Raw genomic sequence first — 20151 nt, 5'->3', positions numbered from 1 at the left:
GGGCTTGCTCGCGAAGGCGGTGCGTCAGTAAACATATGTATTGCCTGACACACCGTCTTCGCGAGCAAGCCCGCTCCCACAAGGGTTAGCGGTGATCCTCAGTCCGATGGTTTTCCTGGACGGTCACAGTGGCCGTGGTCCCGGCCCTCAGGTTGTTTTTACCGGCATAGTCGGCATCGATCTCGATCCGCACCGGCACCCGTTGCGCCAGCTTGATCCAGGTGTAACTGGGGTTGATATTCGCCAGCAGGCGGCCACCGGGCAGGTTTTCCCGGTCGGCAATGGCGAAGGCGATGCTCTGCACTTTGCCGCCGAACGTTTCGCCACTCATCAACTCGATCTTGACCCGGTCGCCCTCCCCGATCCGCGGCAACTTGGTTTCTTCAAAGTAACCGCTGACATAGAACGAGTCGCTGTCCACCAGCGCCAGCAATGGACCGCCGGCCGCGGCGTAGTCGCCCTCCCGGGTCAGCAGATTGGTGACATAGCCGGTCACCGGGGACACGACGTGGGTACGCTGCAAATCGAGCTCGGACTGGGTCAACGCCGCGATGGCCAGTTGCACGTTGGCGTGGGCCAGCACGAGATTTGCCTGATTACGCAGTAAATCAGCCTGGGCCACTGACACATCGGTGTTGGCTTTTTCCCACTCTTCGCCGGAAATCGCCGAACGGTCCTTGAGCGTGCGCCGCCGTTGCTCTTCGCTCTGACGTTGTTTGAGCAACGCTTCACTGGCGATAATGGCCGCCTGGGCCTGCCCGAGCGAGGCTTTCGCCACCTCCACCGCGCGCTTGGCATGCTCCACCGCCAGGGTGTAACGCGCCGGATCGATCTCCAGCAGCGCCTGGCCTTTGTTTACATGCTGGTTGTCCTGCACGGCCAGGCTGACGATTCGCCCCGAGACGTCGGCGGACAAGGTCACCACATCGGCACGCACCCGGGCATCCCGGGTCCAGGGCGCGCGGGTGTAATGCTCCCAGGCGAACCAGCCCAGGATCAAGGCCAGCAGTACCACTGCCACCGTCGAGAGTCGGGAAAGGATGTTCTTCAAGGCATCAGGCTCCCATGACCAGAATCAGCGTGGCGCAGACGCAGGCGTACAGCGCGCCTTCGAACAACGCCTCGTGCCAGACGAACTGCAGCACACCGAGGCGCCGCAACGTCCAGTCCAGCAGGAGGAAAATCGGCAAGCCCAGCAGCAGCGCCTGGGCAATCGGGGGCAGATAGGCACCACCCATTTCCAGATCAATGGGCAAGGACAGGGTCTCCTTCAAGGCCTGAGGGTTGAAAGTAGCCGCGATAACGCTCGACGAACGACACCACGATCAACAGCGCCACGCGCATACGGAATACCGACCACAAGCGCTCATGAATATCGGTATGCAGGGCATCCAGGTCGTCGCCCAGTGTGTGCAGGCTATCAAGCACCTGCGCTACTTCGACCCCGGGCCGGCCGGCGACCAGCCTGCCCGTTTCCCGGACTGTCGAAAACAGGCGACTTTGCAGATCCGGATTCAGCAGTGCATTGTTCTGACCCTGCTGCCTGAGCTGATTCAAGGCAATACCCAATGCCATGCAGGCCAGGCTGACTTGAAACCGCTCGCGCGATTGTGGCTCCCGGGTCGCCGGCAGCAGCCCCAGCATCATGGTCAGGCGATCAACCATGCGGCTCTCGAAGGCAAACTGCTGTTCATCGCTCGCCGAGGTTTTCAGCAAGGCGTACACCTGCTCGCAGTTCTCTTTGTGGAGCCGGCGCATGCGCAAATCCGGCATGAACGGAAAGATCAGCGCGTAGACACTCAAGGCCAGCACGGTCGCGCAGGTATAGGCGCCAGCAAACTCAAACCACTGGATGGCGGTGTTCTGGCCAATCCCCACATTCAACGGGCCAAGCAACAGAAAGGTCGTGAGCCCCAGGCCAATGCCGGTGCCTGTGGTGGGTGGACTGGCCAGCCCCACCGCAACGGCGTAGAGCAAGGGCGCCAACAGCAAGGCAAGCATCTCGAAATTGCTGATCATCGGCACAAACATGAACTGAAGGAGCGCCGAGGCCACCAGTGCCAGCCCGAATCCCCTCGCGTAGCTTTGAACGGCCAGTAGCGGGCGGGGAAACGTCGACATCAGCGAGCAAAGGATGCCCACCAGCACCATCCCGCCTCGCGCACCGTCCCAGCCGGTTTCGATCCAGATCAGGCCAGCGATCAACAGCGCGGAAAAGGCCCGGACGGCGTTCATGGTCGCCAGTGTGAAGTCCAGGTGCAGTGGGTTTTCCCGCCCGCGATACACGCTGCTGGCCGGTCGCCCGCTCTGGATGGCATCACTCAACTCCAGAATCTGCTCCAGTTGCTGCAGCAGGCGCGCCTGCTCCCAGCGCAGAGACCAGGCCAGCGAACGCAAGGTGGCCGGCAGCGGCTCGGTCAATTGTTCGGCCCTGTAGGCCAGCTCATCAAAGCGTTGTTGCAGCGACGTGAAATGGTGGCGCTTGTCACTGGACAGCGAACGCCCCTCCCGCGCCAGTTCATCGAGAAAGGCCAGTTCTTCGGCACGCAGCCGTTGAATTTCTTCTGGCAACTCGCCCTCCCAGCGCTCGGTCAACAGCAGCCGCTGGTGGCGCAAGGCGGTCAGCCGTGCGGTCAATAACACCAATTGGTTGCCCAGCAGTTGCACCAGACCGTTGGCACTGCGCAACCGTGGCGCATCGTAGTACATGTGCCGGCGCACGCCCTCCAGGCCGCTGATCTGGCCCAACAGCTGCATTTGCCGCTGCTGGAAATCGGCTTCGCTCTCTTCGGTGCGGATGACGGCGCTGGCATGGGTGGCGAGCAACCGGGTGATTTGATCGATCCTGGCGAAGTAATCCCGGGCCACGGCTTCCGGCCTGGCGGTAAGCAGGCTGACCACGCACACACAGGCAACCGCCAGCAACGTCTCGGTGACGCGGGTCACCGCCAGCAAAAACATGCCGTCCTGGTCCGGCACCGCCAGCAAGGCCACCACCACGGCGGTGTAGCCGCTGAGGACAAACGCCCCGGAACTGGTATAGCGCAACAAAGTGCCACCGGCGGTGCACAACGCCAGCCACAACGCCAGGGTGGTGATGAACGGCAACGGCGCCTGGGGAAAGATCGCCATGATCAGCACCGCCACGGCCGCGCCCGTCGTGGTGCCGATCACCTGGCCAAAGCTGCGGGCCAGCACCATGCCGCCCAGTGGCTGGCTGATGATGACCACGGCCATGATCGACCACTTGGGCTGGTCCAGGTCGAACAAAAACGCCAGGTACAGGGTCAACAACCCGGCCGCCATGGTTCGCAAGGCAAACAGCAACACCCCTGGCCCGGGGTGGAGCATGGCCTTGAAGTACTGCAACAACGCTTGCATGGGAACACTCGTCGAAACACCTCCAGCAAGCGTAGTCACTGCTGCGGGGCCTCGAGAGGTTTTGCTGTCGACGCAGCTTGCAGGCCCGTTGATTGCCTCCTGAAGGGCTGTTCAACCGTTTGGATCGAGCGTGAGCGTCGTCAAGGTTTGACTCAAGGCCTGGCCTGACCGAAGCTGGCGCCTTTGCCTAAGCTCGCCAGTTTCCGGATTCCTGCATGCCCAAGTCCCGCCGCTATCTGTTTATCAGCCTTTTCGCCCTGCTCGTCATCGGCCTTGTGTGGTTTTCCCTGCGCGATACCACCCCGGTGGTTCCCGAGGCTATCCAGCATGGCTACAGCGAAGCGCTGGCGGCAGCCCGGGGCGGCAAACCAGGTGCCGCGCGGGTGCTCTATCAGCAATTGGCCCGTCCGGACCTGTCGCCCAAGCGTCGTGTCTGGCTGCATGCCGAACTGCCCAACTACCCAAGCTCGGTGGCCCTGAAACTGGCGGATGCCGACTTGCAGAACGAGTCGCCCGAAGTGCGTATCGCGGCGATCAGGAGCATCAGTGGCCTGGTACCGAGCGGCCAACGCAGTCTGCTGCTGGGACCCTTGCTCGATGACAGCGAACAAAGCGTGCGGCTGGCGGCGATCAACGCGCTGCTGGGGTTGTCCCCGGATGAACTGGGTTTGTATTTCGGGCCGCTGGAGCAAGCCATCGATGCCTGGGAGCAAGTGCTCAAGAGCGCCCCCCAAAGCGCCGAAAATCAATACCAACTGGCCCGGCTGCACCTGCACAACGCCGAGCTCAAGCAAGCGCAACAGGCGCTGGACAACACCCTGCGCCTGGCGCCGGACAACTTGCCGGCGCTGGTGCTGCAAATCGAGGTGCTGGATAAACAGGGCCAGAACGACGCCGCCCGGCAACTGTTGGCCAGGCAACTGCAGGCGCAACCCAACTCGGCCTACCTGCAACACGCCCTGGGGCTCTGGCTGCTGCATCACGAGCAAAGCGAATTCGCCCTGCTCGGCCTGTCCAAGGCCGTTGAACTTGAGCCCAATAACCGCGATTACCGCTACGACCTGGCCACCACGTTGCACGGAGAGCAGGAGCTCGAAGCGGCGCAGAAACAGTTGCAGGAAATCGTTCAGCGCCACCCGAACGATCGCAAGGCACGGGTGCTGCTGATCAATTACTGGAAGGAAAGCGGGCAACTGCAAAACGTGCAGATCCTGTTGGCCCAACTCGAACAGATGAACCCCGATGATCCGTCGTTGCAACAAGGGCTTTGACCCCGCCTGAAATTTCGTTGAACCGTCGTCCCGGCCAAGGGTCAAGTGAAAAAGGCAGCCCGTTGCGGCACTTCGCAGCGGCTGTCTCGTTGACCCTGGCCATGTGAGGACGCTGGTTTGTCTCTATCCAACGATTTGAACCGAGCCAAGGCCGCCACCGGTATCGAAGGTCTGGACGCTATCCTCGACGGCGCCTTGTCCCATGAATGGCAGATGGACGATATCCCGTGAAGGCCGTGCAAGCGACACCTGAACGCGCCATCATCCTTGCACCGCGGGGGCGCGACGGCCAGATGACCTTGATGATGCTCAAAAAGGCAGGGTTCGAAGGAGTGATCAGTCGCGACCTGCCGGGATTGTGCGCCGAACTGGAACAGGGTGCCGGCCTGCTGCTGATCTCTTGCGAGGTGCTGCTGGGTGCTGATCTCGAACCGCTGATTCACCTGATTGAACAGCAGCCCGCGTGGTCGGACCTGCCGATCGTGTTGATGACACACCATGGTGGCCCGCAACAGAACCCGGCATCACGCCTCGGCGCGCAATTGGGCAACGTCACCTTCCTTGAGCGACCTTTTCACCCGGTCACACTGATCAGTCTGGTCACCACCGCCTTGCGTGGGCGTCGACGACAGTACGAAGCCAGGGATCGCCTGATTGACCTGAGCCAGAGCAAATTGCGCCTGCAATACACCCTTGAAACCCTTGAACAGCAGGTAGAAGAGCGCACCGCGCAATTGCGCCACAATGAAGAAGTGTTGCGTCAGTCACAGAAGATGGAAGCAGTCGGCCAGCTCACCGGCGGCATCGCCCATGATTTCAACAACATGCTGACCGGCATCATCGGCAGCCTGGAATTGTTGCGCCGACGCCTGGCCCGGGGACGAACCGAAGACCTGGACAGCCTGATCGATCTGGGGGTGACTTCGGCCAACCGCGCGGCAGGCCTGACTCACCGCCTGCTGGCGTTTTCCCGCCGTCAGTCGCTGGACTCCAAACCCGTGGAGATGAACAGCCTCGTGATCTCCATGGATGAACTGCTGCAGCGCAGCATCAACGAAAGCATTCGTCTGGACATGCAACTGGACGAGCAACTGTGGGTGGCCGAAGCCGACCCCAATCAGCTGGAAAGCGCCCTGCTCAACCTGGTGATCAATGCCCGCGATGCCATGCCCAATGGCGGCAGACTGGTGGTCTCTACCTCGAACCAGCACTTTGACGAGGACTTCACCCAAGGCCAGAGCAATCTCGATGCGGGTGACTACGTGGTGCTCAGCGTCACCGACACCGGCTGTGGCATGCCGCAAAGCACCATCAACCGCGCCTTCGACCCGTTCTTCACCACCAAGCCCATCGGCCAGGGCACCGGCCTCGGGCTATCGATGATCTACGGTTTCAGCAAACAGTCGGGAGGCCACGTCGCCATCCACAGCGAAGTGGGCAAAGGCACCACGGTGAGTCTGTTTCTGCCGCGCTTTGGTGGCGACCTGCCCCGGGACCATCCACTGGACGTCGAACATTCACCGCTCGCCAATAATGGCGAGACGGTGTTGATTGTCGAGGACGATCCGGCGGTGCGGGTCCTGGTCAGTACGGTGTTGAGCGATCTGGGTTATGCCTTCGTCGAGGCCTGTGATGGTGATAGCGCCGTGCCGATTCTCGATTCGGCCCAGCGCATCGACCTGCTGATCAGCGATGTCGGCCTGCCCGGCATGAATGGCCGACAACTGGCGGAAATCGGCCGGCAACTGCGGCCCGACCTCAGGGTGCTGTTCATCACCGGCTACGCCGAGCACGCCGCGGTGCGCGGCGGGTTCCTCGATCCGGGCATGCAGTTGATCACCAAGCCGTTTACCTTTGATTTGTTGACGGCGAAGGTGAGGGAGATGATCCGCGCCTGAACGCGAGTAGTGGCACCGCAATGTTCCTAAATTCATACCTGCATCATCGTAAAGGGGCGTTTTTTATGCTCCGTGATCCCCTGCCCGTTACTCTGCTCTTTGTACAAGTAAATCCCGATAGCTCCGACCTCATTAGCGGGTTTCAACTGTCTAAGCCCAGCCCGCCATGCCGACTCCGAGGTCTGCGCCCCCAAAACAGCCGTCAGCCCGTTGTCGACTTCGGTATTGCCCAGTTTGTAAACCGACTGTACCGCTGCATCGTGAATCAACGATTTCCCGGCGTTTATCAAATCCTCCCCTGTTGGCACCGCTATCAATCGTTGATGCCTACTTTTCTTGAGTTGAGAGTCCACACCTCCCACAACGCGAATCGCGTCGCCTACGGCCATTTTCATCACGACACCGGCCACAGTATTCAGTATTGGATGAACGCCTTCAGGCGCGCTTGCGGACCACATACCCTTAACTATGTTGCCGCTCAAATTGGCAATCGTATCAACGGCCAGCGCACCTCGCGTACTGATGTCGGGAGTAATGGTAGGGCCTATTCGGGAAACTACCCGCCCAACCACCTTCGAACCCATTGATTTAACCACCCCTTCAACGATGCCGATTGGGTCGGGCGTTGTTAAAGCAGCGGTGAAACCCACACCAAAGCTGACAATTCCCACACCCGCCACGGTCAGGTTTTTGCGGAAACCGCTGTCACCTTCGCGATCCAGAACATGGGCCACGGTCGAGCCACCGACATAGCCCGCCGCCACACCTGACATGATTGCAACGGGATAACGTGCCAGTTGCCCCAGCGATGCGCTCAACGCCTTTTTTACCAGTTGCTTTGCGCCATATCCCGCAGCCCCCTTGACGGCTCCCCGGCCAATTGCAGCGAGGGTCGCCGTAACGCGCTTTACAGTGCCAATCCGGGTTTTGGCCAATCCGAGCCAGTCGACATGCCCGATCGGATTGCCCCCCACCATCCGATACAGGTTCAACCCATCTATCGCCCCTGCCGGATCGGCGCTCAGCCAGCGCTGTCGCCACGGCATGTAATACCGCAAACCGTAGTAATACAGTCCCGTCGCGTCCCTTTCCTGCCCTGAATAACGAATCGTCTTGTAGTTGGCCTCAATCTTGTCCCTGCCTGCCCACCAGGCTGTGCCGCCGTAGGGATAGTAGTTCTCCTGGCTGATGAGTCTGGCGTCTTTATCCAGTTCCAGCGTGCTGGATTCCAGATGATCGGCAAGGCAGTAACGCAGCTGATGCCGGGCACCTTCCGGTGGTGCCCCCCTTTCCCAGTGCAGGATCCGCACGCTGCATCGGCCGCTCTGGACACTGATGACATTCAGGGTTTCATCGGGGCCTGTACGAATCTCCACACCCGGCAAGTAGCGGGTTTCATGGGTACGGCTCAATGTGCCGGTATAAGCCGTACGGATCTTGCGTACGCGTTGATCATCGCCGTCATAGACATAGATCTCCGTGTCTGCTGGTTCGTCCTCGCGCACCACCTGATCGACCTGACGCAGGCGGTTGTGTGCATCCCAGTGCAGTGTCTGTCCCCGTTGCAGCACTTTGAGATTGCCGCAGACGTCATAAGCAGCATCAATTTCACTGTCACCTGGCGATTCGATGCCATCGCCCCAAGGCAGGCTTCGATTGCTCAAGGTAGCAACGGCCGTTCGCTCGGTTCGACTTGCGCTGTCAGCGTGGTGATGCAGGATTTCCAGGTTGCCACCGGCGTCGTAGTCGAACGTCTGGATATAGTTCTCCAGTTGGCCTGGGTCCGGTGGCGAAACGAATGCAGGTAAATGGGGGCCGCCCGAGGCATTGCAGCGTTGTCGACCGCTGGCTTGGATAAGTTGGCCGAGGGTGTCGTACTGCCAGGTGCTGGCCGCGGCAACGCTTTGATTGCGCGAGTAGCGGGTCGACTGGGTGGCGTCAGTGATACGAACCGGGTTACCGACTGGATCATAGGCATACGTCAGATGCTGCAACGGCGGCTGGCTTGTCAGTTGCGCTTGCAGCGTTGTCAGGCGCCCATCCTCGGGATCGAAAACGGTACGGGTTACTACGCCATTGCCGGCCGTTTGCTGCTCTGTTTGCCCCCAGGCGTTGTATCGAATGTCACTTACAAGCGTGATTTCGTCATGGGCTCCGAACAGCTTGATGCGTGTTTCCAACAATTCCCCGGCGACGCTCTGACGCTGGTTTTGCTCATTGCCCAATGCGTCTACAAGACGTACCGACTCGCCCACACTGTTAAACCCTGTTTGTGTGAACGACCCTTGAGGCTCGAGCAATTTATCGCGCTCGGTTTCGTTCACTGGCCAGTCAGGCAATTGAATCTGCGCCAGAAAGCGACGAGTCTGCTGCAAACATGCACCGAACACACTGAATTCGCTGAAGTGCTGAGTACCCGCACCGTCATCGTGACGGATCAACTGAGCGCAGCGATTGTGCCTGGCGGACTCTTGCGAATCGTCGCCGTACGCAAAACAAGCCGTGCGCTGCTCTTCACCTGTCGCCGACTCAAAAACACCCTCTGGGCGCAATAAGCAATCGTAGGCCATGCGCAGGTGATTACGTTTCTGGTCCCAATCTTCCAGCCTTTGCCGGGCCGCCCCGTAAAGACTAACCCGCCATCCGGCGTCCAGGTTCACAGAGAGCAAAGGCTGCCCGGTGAGCGTGGTGATTGTGGTTTGATTGGCGGGAGTGGACTTATCGCCTTCAAATAGGGCAAAAAGCCGCGGATCGCGGCTGTAACTGACTCGGTTTGGAGTGCTGTAGATATGTTGGGTGATGCGAGCCTCGGGGGCTTGCTGGTCCGAGCGCCGATGATAGGCGATCTCACGTACGACGGCGCGACGCGGATCAATCACTGAAAGTGTCGGTGTATGTCTGTGCATCGCACTCGCTCCGGATTCACATGCAGGGGTTAGCCACATGACATCCGGAACGTTTATCTGCCGTTACCGCACCACCGTCAACTGTCAGAAATTACAGGTACGCGCCCGGCCAATGCTCTTACGAAAGCATGTCCTGCATCAGTTCCTGCAATTGATCCAGATCGAAGGGTTTGTCCAGGATCGGCGCCTTGCGCGTGATCGGGCTGTCGGTCTCACGGATTTCCTGGGCATAGCCGCTGATGAAAATCACCTTGAGTTCCGGTCGCAACTTCACGGCGGGCTCGGCGATCTGCACGCCGGAGATCCCACCTGGCAGGCGGAAGTCGGTGATCATCATGTCCAGGTGCGGTTTGCTCGCCAGGATTTCAAAAGCCTGTTCGCCGTTTTCGGCCTGCAACACGCGGTAACCCTCGCCCGACAGATAAGCGGACAGCACCATCAGAATCGAGGGATCGTCCTCGACGACGAGTACTACATCTTGTGCATCTTCGCTCATGGGAAGCCTTTGTTCGGTCAATTGCTGCTGATACGACCGTGGGGTCGATCAGAGGTTGCGTTTATCTGGTTGTTTTCCTACAGCGGCAGACAAACGCGAAACAAGGCGCCTTCGCCAATCCTGCTCTGGACGGTAATAGTACCGCCATGGGCGGCCACAATCTGTTCTGAAATAAACAATCCCAAGCCCAGCCCGGCGACGGCGTGCTTGGCGGATACGCGTTCGAACTGCTGGAAAATCCGTTTCTGGTTTTCTTCGCTGATGCCGATCCCTTGATCCTGCACGTCCACCAGCGCCTGGCCACCTTCACTGTAGACCTTCACCGAGATCGGGCTCTTGGCCCCGTAGCGCAAGGCGTTGGTCAACAGGTTGGATATGACCTGCTCAATACGAAATTCGTCCCAGTTTCCGATCACCGGTTGCGCGGCATCGAGGGTGACCGAGGCCTCGGCGGCGTCGATCTGCCGGGAAAAGTTGTGCAACAGGTCACGAACCAGCGTCGAAAGATCGATGCGCGTCGGCCGGATCGACAAATTTCCGGTGCGAATGCGCGAGACATCGAGCATGTCTTCAATCAAGCGAATGAGGCTTTTGATCTGCCGCTCATCGCGGTCGACCATGGCGTGCATCTTGTCCAGGGTGAAGGCGGCGGCGTTGTCCCGGGCCAGGTGCATCTTGCGCAACTGGGTTTCAAGGATCAGACCGTTGAGCGGCGTGCGCACCTCGTGGGCGACGATGGACATGAAGTCATCGCGCATGCGCACCGCCTGTTCCAGTTCCAGCTGGGTGTTTTGCAGTTGCTTGAGCAGGGTCTCCTGTTCGCGGCGACTTTGCTCAAGGGCCAGCACTTGTTCCTTCATCGCCTTGCTTTGGCGATACAGGTCGACGAACACATTGACCTTGCTCTTGACCGCCTGGATGTCCAGCGGTTTGTACAGGAAATCCACGGCACCGCTTTCATAGCCCTTGAACGCGTAGTTCAGTTCACGCCCGGCGGCGCTGACGAAAACGATCGGAATATTCCTGGTTTTTTCCGTGCCACGCATCAACTCGGCCAGTTCGAAGCCATTCATGTCGGGCATCTGCACATCGAGGATGGCCAAGGCGAATTCGTGTTGCAACAGCAGGGACAAGGCTTCGTCGGCGGACAGCGCCTTGTAGACGATGCGGTCCTCACGCTTGATCAGCGCTTCGAGCGCCAGCAGATTCTCTGGCAGATCGTCCACGATCAGCAGTTTGGCCTGGATATTACTTAGCATGCGATTCGTTCCAGCTCGACAAGCAAACGGCCGATGCCGCGTACAGGAAGTATGTGATCCGGCTGCTGCATATCCAGCGCAGCCTGGGGCATGGTGGCGACCTGAGCCTCTTGCGGGTCCTGCACGATGGTCATGCCACCGCGCTGCTTGACCTGGGCCAGCCCGCGCGCGCCATCGCGGTTGGCGCCGGTGAGCAATACCGCAGCCAGGTTGGCGCCGTACGCATCGGCGGCCGATTCGAACAAGTAATCGATAGCGGGTCGCGAATGATGCACTCGAGGCTCCAGGCTCAGGGAAAAGCTGCGGTCCCGCTCCACGGACAGGTGATAACCGGGCGCGGCGAAATACAACGTGCCGGCCTCGACCGCGGTCTTGTCGCACGCCTCCAGCACCGGCAGGGCAACCCGGCGGGAAAACACGTCCGCCAGCTGGCTGCAGCGCTCGTCCGGCAGGTGCAGCACGACAATGATCGGTAGTGCGAAACCTTCGCGCAGCGGGCCGAGGATGTTCAACAGCGCCTCGACGCCACCGGCGGAGGCACCGATCACGATCGCTTCAATAGCCGGCAAACTCGTTGCACGCTTCATGATTTTCGATAGATCCGTTCTTGTTTGACCAACGGCTCGAACTGATTGCCGCAGGCTGAAAATTCCGGGGTCTCCTTACTGCCCAGCACCAGGAAACCGCGATGGCAGAGGGACTCATGAAAAAGTCCGAATGCCCGATCCTGAAGTTTTTTATTGAAATAAATCAGTACGTTACGACATGAAATTAATTGAGTTTCGGAGAATACGCTGTCCGTTGCCAGGCTGTGATCGGCGAAGGTCACGTTCTCGCGCAGGGTCTTGTCGAAAATCGCGTACCCATAGGCCGCCGTATAATAGTCGGCAAACGAGCACTGGCCATCGGCCTGCTGGTAATTAGCAGTGTAGGCGCGGACATTCTCCATCGAGAAAATCCCTTGCTTGGCCTTTTCCAGTGAGCGCGGATTGATGTCGGTGGCGTAGATGATCGTGCGGTCGAGCAGGCCCTCTTCTCGCAACAGAATGGCCATCGAATACACCTCTTCACCGGTGCTGCACCCGGCGATCCAGACCTTGATCGAGGGGTAGGTTCGCAGCAGCGGCACCACTTCCTTGCGGATGGCCAGGAAGTGCGAGGGGTCGCGAAACATCTCGCTGACCGGAATGGTCAGCAATTGCAGCAATTGCATGAAGGCGGTGGGGTCGTGCAGGACCTTTTCCTGCAACGCCGAGATGGTATTGCACTCGAACTGACTCAACGCGTGGTTGACCCGGCGCTTGATCGAAGCGCCGGAGTAATCGCGAAAATCGTAGCTGTACTTGAGGTAGATCGCCTCGATCAACAACCGCAATTCGATTTCGCTGTTTCGCTCCACTGAGGAATTGCGCTCCACTAGATCCGTTCCATCTTCGGCAACCACACACGAATCAGCGAAAACAGGCGATCCAGGTCGATGGGCTTGGCCAGGTAATCGTTGGCGCCGGCCTGCAGGCAGCGCTCCTGATCGTCCTTCATGGCCTTGGCCGTCACCGCGATGATCGGCAACTTGCGCCAGCGCGGGTCCTTGCGGATTTCAACGGTGGCTTCAAAGCCATCCATTTCGGGCATCATCACGTCCATCAATACCAGATCGATGTCTTGCACCTCATTCAATCGTTCAATCGCTTCACGGCCGTTGCGGCCAATGACCACGACCGCGCCCTTTTGCTCCAGCGCACTGGTGAGGGCGAAAATGTTGCGCACATCGTCATCCACCAGCAACACCTTGCGGCCCTCGAAGACCTTGTCGCGACTGCGGGCGACCTTGAGCATCTTCTGCCGTTCATGGGACAACCGTGATTCGACTTTGTGCAGAAAAAGCGTCACCTCATCCAGCAACCGCTCCGGCGAGCGTGCGCCCTTGATGATGATCGAACGCGAATACTTGCGCAGTTCGGCCTCTTCATCCCGGGTCAGGTTGCGCCCGGTATAGACGATGACGGGCACAAACGAGCAGATGTCTTCGGTGGACATGCGCTTGAGCAGGTCATTACCGAGCATGTCCGGCAGCTTGAGGTCGATGATCATGCAATCGAAGACCGACGTGCGTAGCAGATCCAGCGCCTCCTGCGCCAGGCCAACGGCAGTGATCTCGATGTCATCGTCGCCGATCAGGCGGGCAATGCTGTCGCGCTGCAAGTCGTCGTCCTCGACCAGCAGCACGCGCTTGACCTTCTGGGTCAGCTTGGCCTCGAGGCGTGCAAACACGTCCTTGAGTTCCTCGCGGGTAGTCGGTTTGACCGCATAGCCAATGGCGCCCATGTGCATCGCCGCCTCGACCCGGTCTTCGACCGAAATCACATGCACCGGGATGTGCCGGGTTTCGGCGTGTTCCTTCAGGCGTTGCAGCACGGTCAGGCCGGAATGATCCGGCAGGCGCATGTCCAGCAGGATCGCATCGGGGATGAACGCCTTGGCCAGGTCGTAGCCTTCGTCGGCACCGTGGGCCACCAGGCACTGATAACCCAGTTCATGGGCCAGGTCGTAGAGGATGTGCGCAAAGTTCGGCTCATCCTCCACCACCAGCATGCAGCGGCTGGTGAACGGCCCCTTGTTGCGATCGTCGTCAAAACGCGGAATATCGACTTCGGCCACCCGTGGCGACAACGTGGGCGGCAATACACTCGGCGCGGCCACAGGAACGGCTCGCATCGGTTCGACTGGCACTTCGCCCGGTTCCACGTACTGCTGCGGCAAGACCAGGGTAAACACACTGCCCTGCCCCGGCGCGCTGCTCACGCTGATGGAGCCGCCGAGCAAGGCCGCCAGGTCACGGGAGATCGACAAGCCCAGCCCGGTGCCGCCGTAACGCCGGTTGGTAGTGCCATCGGCCTGACGGAACGCTTCGAAGATGCTTTCGTGCTGATCGACCTCGATGCCGATCCCGGAATCGCGGATGCTGAACGCGATGCCGTCATTCGGCGCCGTGTCGACGGACAGGCTGACGCTGCCGCTTTCAGTAAACTTCACCGCGTTGGACAACAGGTTCTTGAGGACCTGCTCCAGGCGTTGGCGGTCGGTGTACAGCATCAGCGGCGCACCGTCCTGCATATCCACCTGGAAATCCAGTTGCTTGTCCGTAGCCAACGGCTGGAACAGGCCGCGCAGGCCATCCACCAGACGCACCACGCTGGTGTTCTCCGGATGGATTTCCAGCTTGCCGGCCTCGACTTTGGAAATATCCAGAATGTCGTTGATCAGGTGGAGCAAGTCATTGCCGGCGGAGTAGATCGACTCGGCGAACTTGACTTGCTCGGCACTGAGGTTTTCCTGCGGGTTTTCCGCCAGCAGCTTGGCCAGGATCAACGAGCTGTTCAGCGGCGTGCGCAGCTCATGGGACATGTTGGCGAGGAATTCGGACTTGTACTTGCTCGATCGCTGCAATTCTACTGCGCGTTCTTCAAGCTGGATCTGGGCCTGATTGAGCTCGGTATTCTTCAAGTCCATGGCGTCGCGTTGCTCGGCCAGTGCTTGTGCCTGCTCGGCGAGTTGTTCGTTGGTCTGCTCCAGCTCCACCTGCTGGGTTTCCAGGTGCGCCTGGGACTCCTTGAGAATCCGCGATTGTTCTTCGAGCTCTTCGTTGGCGGTCTTGAGTTCTTCCTGCTGAACCTGCAATTCTTCGTTGAGTTGCTGGGTTTCGGCCAACACCTCCTGCAAACGCTGGCGATAGCGTGCCGCCTCGATCGAAGTGCCGATGTTGCCGGCAATCAGCTCAAGCAATTCAACGTCACGGTCCGTCAGTGGACGCAGAAAGCCCAACTCGATCACGCCATTGACCCGCTCGTCGTCGCTGGTTGGCACCACCAGAACACTGCGCGGCAAACCGTCACCGAGGCCGGAGCTGACCTTGAAATAATCCCCCGGCACCTCGTCCAGGCGAATCAGCCGTGCCTGCTGCGCCACCTGGCCGACAATGCCTTCGTCGCTGTAGATCTGCTGTTCACGCTCTTGCTGTTCGCGGGAAAAACCGTAGGTGGCGATACGCTTGAGGCCGCCGTGGTCTTCGCGCACATAAATAGCCGCCACGGCGGTGCCCAGGTACTGCGCGCAGAATTGCAGGATGTTGCGACCGAGCATGTTCAGGCTCAATTGCCCCAACACCTGCTCGGCCAGCTCGGTCTGGCCGTTGCGCAGCCAGGCCTGCTGTTCCAGACGACGGGCGCTGGCCTGCTGGGCGGCAAGGTTGACGCTGTAGTTCTGCGACAGCGTCAACAAATCGCGGCGCCCGACATACGCCAGCAACCCGCTGACCCCGGCAATGAACAACAGGTAGAGGCTGATGCTCATGACCGTGGTACGTCGCACTTCATCATTGCGCGATGCACGCAACTGTTGTTCGGTGTCGATCACCGCCTCGAACTGCTTGCGAATTTCATCGGTCAGGCGTTTACCGCGTCCGGCCTTGACCACGGCGCGATAGTCCCCGCTGCGGCGCTGCAAATCGATCATCGATTGTGCATAGTCGGTCCACTCCTGCTGCAAGGCCTGCAACCGCAACAAGCGGTCGGTCTGCACCGGGTTGTCGGCGGTCAGTTCGAGCATGGTGTTGAGCGCCACGGCGATGCGTGGCTTGGCGGTTTCGTAGGGGTCGAGGAAATGTTCGTCGCCACTGAGCAGGAAACCGCGCATCCCGGTTTCCAGGTCCACGGTCAGCTTGACCGCTTCATTGGCGTTATTGATCACCCGGTCGGTGTGCTCCACCCACTGGATCGTCGACAGTAAATAGCTGATCAGCGACACGAAGAACACGGCGCTGATGAGACCCAGCCCCAAAGGCAGGCTGATGTTGCGGCTCAGGAGTTTACGAAATCGTTGTTCATCAACCGAGGACGCGGAGGGCATGGGGCAGGCCTTGTCGAACTGTCAGATTTCAAGGAGTTTGCCCCAAAACTGGCACATTGATCCAATTTTCTGACATGTTTGCGCGCAAGGTCCTACATTGCGCTGCGCCCGTTCCAGGCCACGGGTTATCCTTGCGTGGTCTGCACTGCAATTCTTTTTTACAACGTAGGGAACTTGTCGGGATCCGCCACTTACTCATGCAAGAGGCCGACGATTTCCAGCGACCGGCAATGCCAATCTTTTTCGGGAATTCGACTATGTCATCCGCCAACGCCTCCACCATCCTTGTCGTCGAAGACGATGCCATCGTGCGCATGCTGATCGTCGACGTACTGGAGGAACTGGAATTCAAGGTGCTGGAAGCCGATGGCAGTGAACAGGCGCTGGAGACCCTCAAGGACGTGAACCAACACATTGACCTGATGATGACGGATGTTGGCCTGCCGGTCATGGACGGCCGCGAACTGGCCAATCAAGCCCGTGCGTTACGTCCAGCCCTTCCAATACTGTTTGCCAGCGGGTATGCCGAAAACATCGAAGTGCCTCAAGGCATGCACTTGATCGGCAAACCGTTCTCCATTGATCAGTTGCGCGACAAGGTCAAAGGCATTCTCGGGTGACACTGCGCTGCGCTGTGGTTTAATGCGCGCCTTTTTCGTCCCTGCCCTGTCTTCGCTTCAAGGAATTCCCGTCCATGATTGAGCCCCACGCAACCAAAGTCCTGGTCATTGGTTACGTCTGGCCCGAGCCCCGCTCTTCGGCGGCCAGCGGGCATGTCATGCAAATTCTCGATGTGTTCCTGGAACAAGGCTGGGACATCACCTTCAGCAGCCCGGCGGGCTTCGGCGAGCAACGCGCAGACCTGACGGCGTTGGGTATTCGCGAGGTCCCCATCGAGCTGAACAACAGCAGTTTCGACGCATTCATCAGCGAACTGGCGCCGGACATCGTTTTGTTCGATCAATTCATGATGGAGGAACAGTTCGGCTGGCGGGTCGAGAAGCATTGCCCCGATGCCTTGCGCGTGCTCGAAAGTTGCGACCTGCAAAGCCTCCGGCAGGGTCGGCATCAACGCCTCAAGGAGCGTTTGAAGGCCAGTGACGACAACAATGACTTCAGCGACCTGTTCGCCCCGGCATCGCGCGAAGAGTTCGAACACATGGCCAATACCGATATGGCGAAGCGCGAGATCGCCTCATTTTATCGTTGTGATCTGACGCTGATGGTTTCCGAGGTGGAAATCGAATTGCTGGTCGAGCAATTCAGGTTTGCGCGCAACCTGTTGCACTGGTGCCCATTGATGGTCGATGTTCCGACCAATGCGCCGGTACCGTTTGAAGACCGGGCACACTTTCTTCATATCGGTAACTTTCGCCATGCGCCCAACTGGGATGCGGTGCTCTGGTTGAAAACCACGATCTGGCCGCTGATTCGCGAGCAAATACCCGGCGCTCAATTGCATATCTATGGTGCCTACACGCCACCCAAGGCGACTGCCCTGCATAACCCGGCCCAGGGTTTTCATGTCATGAACTGGGCAGAAGACGCCCTGCAAGTCATGTCGTCGGCGCGGGTCTGCATGGCGCCTCTGCGTTTTGGCGCGGGAATCAAAGGCAAGATTGTCGATGCGATGCTCTGTGGCACACCGAATGTGACGACGCCAGTAGGTGCCGAGGCGATGCATGGCGAAGAGGCATGGCCCGGTGCAGTGACCCGTTCGGCACGCGAGTTCGCCGATCATGCCGTGCAACTGCACAACGACAAGACCCGCTGGCTGGGCGCCCAGGCGCACGGGCAAACCCTGCTTGCCGGCCGCTACCGGAAATCCGTTCATGGCCCGGCGTTGATCCAGCGGCTGGTCGATTGCCAACGGGATCTGGCAAACATAAGACGAGATAACTTTACCGGCAGCATGCTGCGTCATCACCAGCACAAGAGCACTCAATACATGGCGCAATGGATCGAGGCGAAGAACCGCCTTAATCAGGAGTAGCCCACTCTCCTTGTGCAATACATAGTTACCGCCCTTGCCGTACCCGACCGGTTAACCTGAGCGCTTCACACCCTATGGATGGGGTGTTTCGCACAAGGAATGGCCATGACCGGCAACACGCGTGGTTTGCTCGACAAGCAAACCTGGATGAGCAACACCCTCGAGATCAATCAACTCAAGCTCACCGATATCGTCTGGCCTGGCGTGCATAACGCCGGCATGGACAAGAAAGCGCCGAACTACGACGTCGTGACCGGCAACTGGACCGCCTGTCAGAACGACACGTTCTCCTGGCAACTGGCCAACGGCGCCCGCGCCTTTGACATCCGCCTGGGCTACAAGGACGGTGCGGCTCGATCGGGCTTCTACTTCCACCACAACGGCTATCGCTCGCATCGCGTACTGGACGATCTCATCGACGCGGTGCTGCTGTTCCTGGATCGAAACCCGGACGAATTCATTGTGCTGGACTTCCATCAACTGGCTGACGGCAATCAACCTTTCGATCATCAAAGGCTCAGTGACTGGCTCGTGCGTCGTCTCGGGCAGCGGACCATCCTGCCTGACGACGGCTTCAAAACGATTGGAGAACTGAAAACTGCGAGCAGGCATCGCCGGGTGATCATGGCGGCGCCCGCCCTGGCGGAGTTCGATGGCGAGTACTTCTGGCCACGCATCCCGCACAAGTGGCGCGACAACACGTTCTCCGCACCCGCCGAGCTGCAACGCTACATCGCGCAAACCCTGGAAGATACGCCCTACGAAACCTTCCTCTGGTCACTGTCCGCGATCACGTACTCGCTGCTGGGCGGGCCCGGGCATATCAAGCGGCAGATCAATGGCTGGTTCAACACCACGGGAAACTGGGTGACACGTTGCAGCATCATCAGCACCGATTTTTTCGACGAGTCCGACATCGTCCGTTATTGCCGGAGCGCCACCAGCATGAAAGCGGTGTACGGCCGTGCCTTGCATGAACAGACGCACCGACGGTAGTAGCGTTAGCCGTGCGGCAAGGGGCATGATCCGGGCGGGATAATTACAAAAGCGCCCTGACATGACCCGCACCGCCAGAGTCACCGATCCTTCCTATGAACTGATGGACGACCACAACGGCTTGTCCATCATCTATCGCCAGCATGGTTTTCCCTGCCCGCTGGTGCGCTGGCATTTCCACAAGGAATACGAGCTGCACCTGATCGTCGCCAGTTCCGGCAAGGTGTTCATCGGCGACTACATCGGCAACTTCTATCCCCAGACACTGTTTCTCACCGGCCCCAACCTGCCCCACAACTGGATCAGCCAGGTGGCCGAGGACGAAGTGGTGCCCAAGCGCGACATGCTGGTCAACTTCACCGACGAGTTGTTCGACAGCGGCTATCCGGTGTTCGCCGAACTCAAGGCCCTGGCACCGCTGCTCGAGCGCGCGCAGTACGGCATCGAGTTTCGCTGCAAGCACACCATCGGCAAGGCCATGAACTTGATGCAGCGCATTGCCGATACCACCGGCATCACCCGGCTCGGGCACTTTTTCATTCTGCTGGAATTGCTCGCGGCCACCGACGACTACCAATTGCTATCCGGTGCCACGACCCCGCAACTGGCCGACGAACACAACATCGACCGCACCAACCGCGCGGTGGATTACATTTTCGCCCATTACGCCCGGGACTTGACGCTGGAGGAAGTCGCCGAGCACCTGGGCATGAAACCGACTTATTTCAGCCGCGTATTCAAGCAGGCCACCGGGCGCAATTTCGTCGAGTTCGTCAATCGCCTGCGCATCAGCAAGTCCTGCGAGTTGCTGGCCGATGGCGACAAGTCGGTGACCGATGTTTGCTTCGAATCGGGCTTCAACAATATTTCCAACTTCAACCGGCGCTTCCAGCAGCTCAAGGGCATGACGCCTTCGCATTACCGGCGGCTGGTGGTGCAGCGGTTGACCGAGCAAAACATGGGCTGAAGTCACACCTCAAATCCCTGTGGGAGCGGGCTTGCTCGCGAAGGCGTCGTGTCAGACGATATTTTGCAAACTGACACAC

General features: G+C 59.4%; 15 protein-coding genes. 6 read left to right on the top strand and 9 right to left on the bottom strand.

The genetic code is table 11. From position 1 onward, the window contains the following. Positions 1–85: 85 nt before the first annotated feature. The 3 genes from KGB28_RS27125 to KGB28_RS27115 are packed head-to-tail and all read right to left on the bottom strand — an operon-like array spanning position 86 to position 3381. Positions 86–1051: an HlyD family secretion protein gene (locus KGB28_RS27125; protein ID WP_223448619.1), complete on the bottom strand. Its 966-nt coding sequence runs from the start codon at positions 1049–1051 to the stop codon at positions 86–88. A 4-nt stretch (positions 1052–1055) separates the two neighbouring features. After that, positions 1056–1256, bottom strand: a complete 201-nt coding sequence (locus KGB28_RS27120; RefSeq protein ID WP_223448618.1) for a DUF1656 domain-containing protein — start codon at positions 1254–1256, stop codon at positions 1056–1058. Then, entirely contained in the window at positions 1246–3381 is a 2136-nt protein-coding gene (locus tag KGB28_RS27115) for an FUSC family protein (RefSeq protein ID WP_223448617.1), read from the bottom strand. Before KGB28_RS27115 ends, KGB28_RS27120 begins: the two co-directional genes overlap by 11 nt. Positions 3382–3596: 215 nt before the next feature. Here KGB28_RS27115 and KGB28_RS27110 point away from each other — a divergent pair, with 215 nt between their 5' ends. Continuing rightward, complete coding sequence (locus tag KGB28_RS27110) at positions 3597–4652, top strand: tetratricopeptide repeat protein (RefSeq protein WP_223448616.1); 1056 nt, start codon at positions 3597–3599, stop codon at positions 4650–4652. Positions 4653–4879: 227 nt separating this feature from the next. Then, entirely contained in the window at positions 4880–6550 is a 1671-nt protein-coding gene (locus KGB28_RS27105) for an ATP-binding protein (RefSeq protein ID WP_223448615.1), read from the top strand. A gap of 32 nt (positions 6551–6582) precedes the next feature. On the opposite strand, the gene KGB28_RS27100 is transcribed toward KGB28_RS27105, so the two are convergent. From KGB28_RS27100 to KGB28_RS27075, 6 genes are all read right to left on the bottom strand, one after another. Then, a complete protein-coding gene (locus KGB28_RS27100; RefSeq protein WP_223448614.1) occupies positions 6583–9456 on the bottom strand; it encodes an RHS repeat domain-containing protein in 2874 nt (957 codons plus the stop codon). Positions 9457–9574: 118 nt separating this feature from the next. Further along, positions 9575–9952, bottom strand: a complete 378-nt coding sequence (locus KGB28_RS27095; protein ID WP_223448613.1) for a response regulator — start codon at positions 9950–9952, stop codon at positions 9575–9577. 77 nt (positions 9953–10029) lie between these two features. Beyond that, positions 10030–11211 carry a hybrid sensor histidine kinase/response regulator gene (locus KGB28_RS27090; protein ID WP_223448612.1) on the bottom strand — a complete coding sequence of 394 codons (1182 nt, stop codon included), beginning with the start codon at positions 11209–11211 and terminating at the stop codon, positions 10030–10032. Further along, positions 11205–11798, bottom strand: coding sequence for a chemotaxis protein CheB (locus KGB28_RS27085; protein ID WP_223448611.1), 594 nt, complete (start codon positions 11796–11798; stop codon positions 11205–11207). Before KGB28_RS27085 ends, KGB28_RS27090 begins: the two co-directional genes overlap by 7 nt. After that, on the bottom strand, positions 11795–12628 hold the full coding sequence (locus tag KGB28_RS27080; protein ID WP_223448610.1) for a CheR family methyltransferase: 834 nt from the start codon (positions 12626–12628) through the stop codon (positions 11795–11797). The genes KGB28_RS27085 and KGB28_RS27080 overlap by 4 nt, the downstream gene beginning before the upstream one ends. Continuing rightward, the gene (locus KGB28_RS27075; RefSeq protein WP_223448609.1) at positions 12628–16116 is read right to left on the bottom strand and encodes a response regulator; all 3489 of its coding nucleotides are present in this window, start codon (positions 16114–16116) and stop codon (positions 12628–12630) included. Before KGB28_RS27075 ends, KGB28_RS27080 begins: the two co-directional genes overlap by 1 nt. Before the next feature lie 257 nt (positions 16117–16373). Between KGB28_RS27075 and KGB28_RS27070 the strand changes: the two genes are divergently transcribed. From KGB28_RS27070 to KGB28_RS27055, 4 genes are all read left to right on the top strand, one after another. Further along, positions 16374–16736 carry a response regulator gene (locus tag KGB28_RS27070; RefSeq protein ID WP_150723788.1) on the top strand — a complete coding sequence of 121 codons (363 nt, stop codon included), beginning with the start codon at positions 16374–16376 and terminating at the stop codon, positions 16734–16736. A gap of 74 nt (positions 16737–16810) precedes the next feature. Further along, positions 16811–18109, top strand: a complete 1299-nt coding sequence (locus tag KGB28_RS27065) for a glycosyltransferase (RefSeq protein ID WP_223448608.1) — start codon at positions 16811–16813, stop codon at positions 18107–18109. A gap of 105 nt (positions 18110–18214) precedes the next feature. Next, positions 18215–19105, top strand: a complete 891-nt coding sequence (locus KGB28_RS27060) for a phospholipase (RefSeq protein ID WP_223448607.1) — start codon at positions 18215–18217, stop codon at positions 19103–19105. Positions 19106–19166: 61 nt separating this feature from the next. After that, positions 19167–20072: an AraC family transcriptional regulator gene (locus KGB28_RS27055; RefSeq protein ID WP_223448606.1), complete on the top strand. Its 906-nt coding sequence runs from the start codon at positions 19167–19169 to the stop codon at positions 20070–20072. Positions 20073–20151: the final 79 nt, after the last annotated feature.

Origin of the sequence: Pseudomonas sp. BF-R-19, assembly GCF_019956445.1 — a bacterium.
Taxonomy (GTDB): domain Bacteria; phylum Pseudomonadota; class Gammaproteobacteria; order Pseudomonadales; family Pseudomonadaceae; genus Aquipseudomonas; species Aquipseudomonas fluorescens_BH.
The sequence above is the reverse complement of the archived record's forward strand: the minus strand, read 5'-3'. Positions and strand labels throughout refer to the sequence as shown.

Excerpts from the sequence above, each read along its gene's own strand:
- KGB28_RS27115 (WP_223448617.1), bottom strand. The coding sequence starts at position 3,381 with ATGCAAGCGTTGTTGCAGTACTTCAAGGCCATGCTCCACCCCGGGCCA.
- KGB28_RS27110 (WP_223448616.1), top strand. The coding sequence starts at position 3,597 with ATGCCCAAGTCCCGCCGCTATCTGTTTATCAGCCTTTTCGCCCTGCTC.
- KGB28_RS27100 (WP_223448614.1), bottom strand. The coding sequence starts at position 9,456 with ATGCACAGACATACACCGACACTTTCAGTGATTGATCCGCGTCGCGCC.
- KGB28_RS27095 (WP_223448613.1), bottom strand. The coding sequence starts at position 9,952 with ATGAGCGAAGATGCACAAGATGTAGTACTCGTCGTCGAGGACGATCCC.
- KGB28_RS27090 (WP_223448612.1), bottom strand. The coding sequence starts at position 11,211 with ATGCTAAGTAATATCCAGGCCAAACTGCTGATCGTGGACGATCTGCCA.
- KGB28_RS27085 (WP_223448611.1), bottom strand. The coding sequence starts at position 11,798 with ATGAAGCGTGCAACGAGTTTGCCGGCTATTGAAGCGATCGTGATCGGT.
- KGB28_RS27075 (WP_223448609.1), bottom strand. The coding sequence starts at position 16,116 with ATGCCCTCCGCGTCCTCGGTTGATGAACAACGATTTCGTAAACTCCTG.
- KGB28_RS27070 (WP_150723788.1), top strand. The coding sequence starts at position 16,374 with ATGTCATCCGCCAACGCCTCCACCATCCTTGTCGTCGAAGACGATGCC.
- KGB28_RS27065 (WP_223448608.1), top strand. The coding sequence starts at position 16,811 with ATGATTGAGCCCCACGCAACCAAAGTCCTGGTCATTGGTTACGTCTGG.
- KGB28_RS27060 (WP_223448607.1), top strand. The coding sequence starts at position 18,215 with ATGACCGGCAACACGCGTGGTTTGCTCGACAAGCAAACCTGGATGAGC.
- KGB28_RS27055 (WP_223448606.1), top strand. The coding sequence starts at position 19,167 with ATGACCCGCACCGCCAGAGTCACCGATCCTTCCTATGAACTGATGGAC.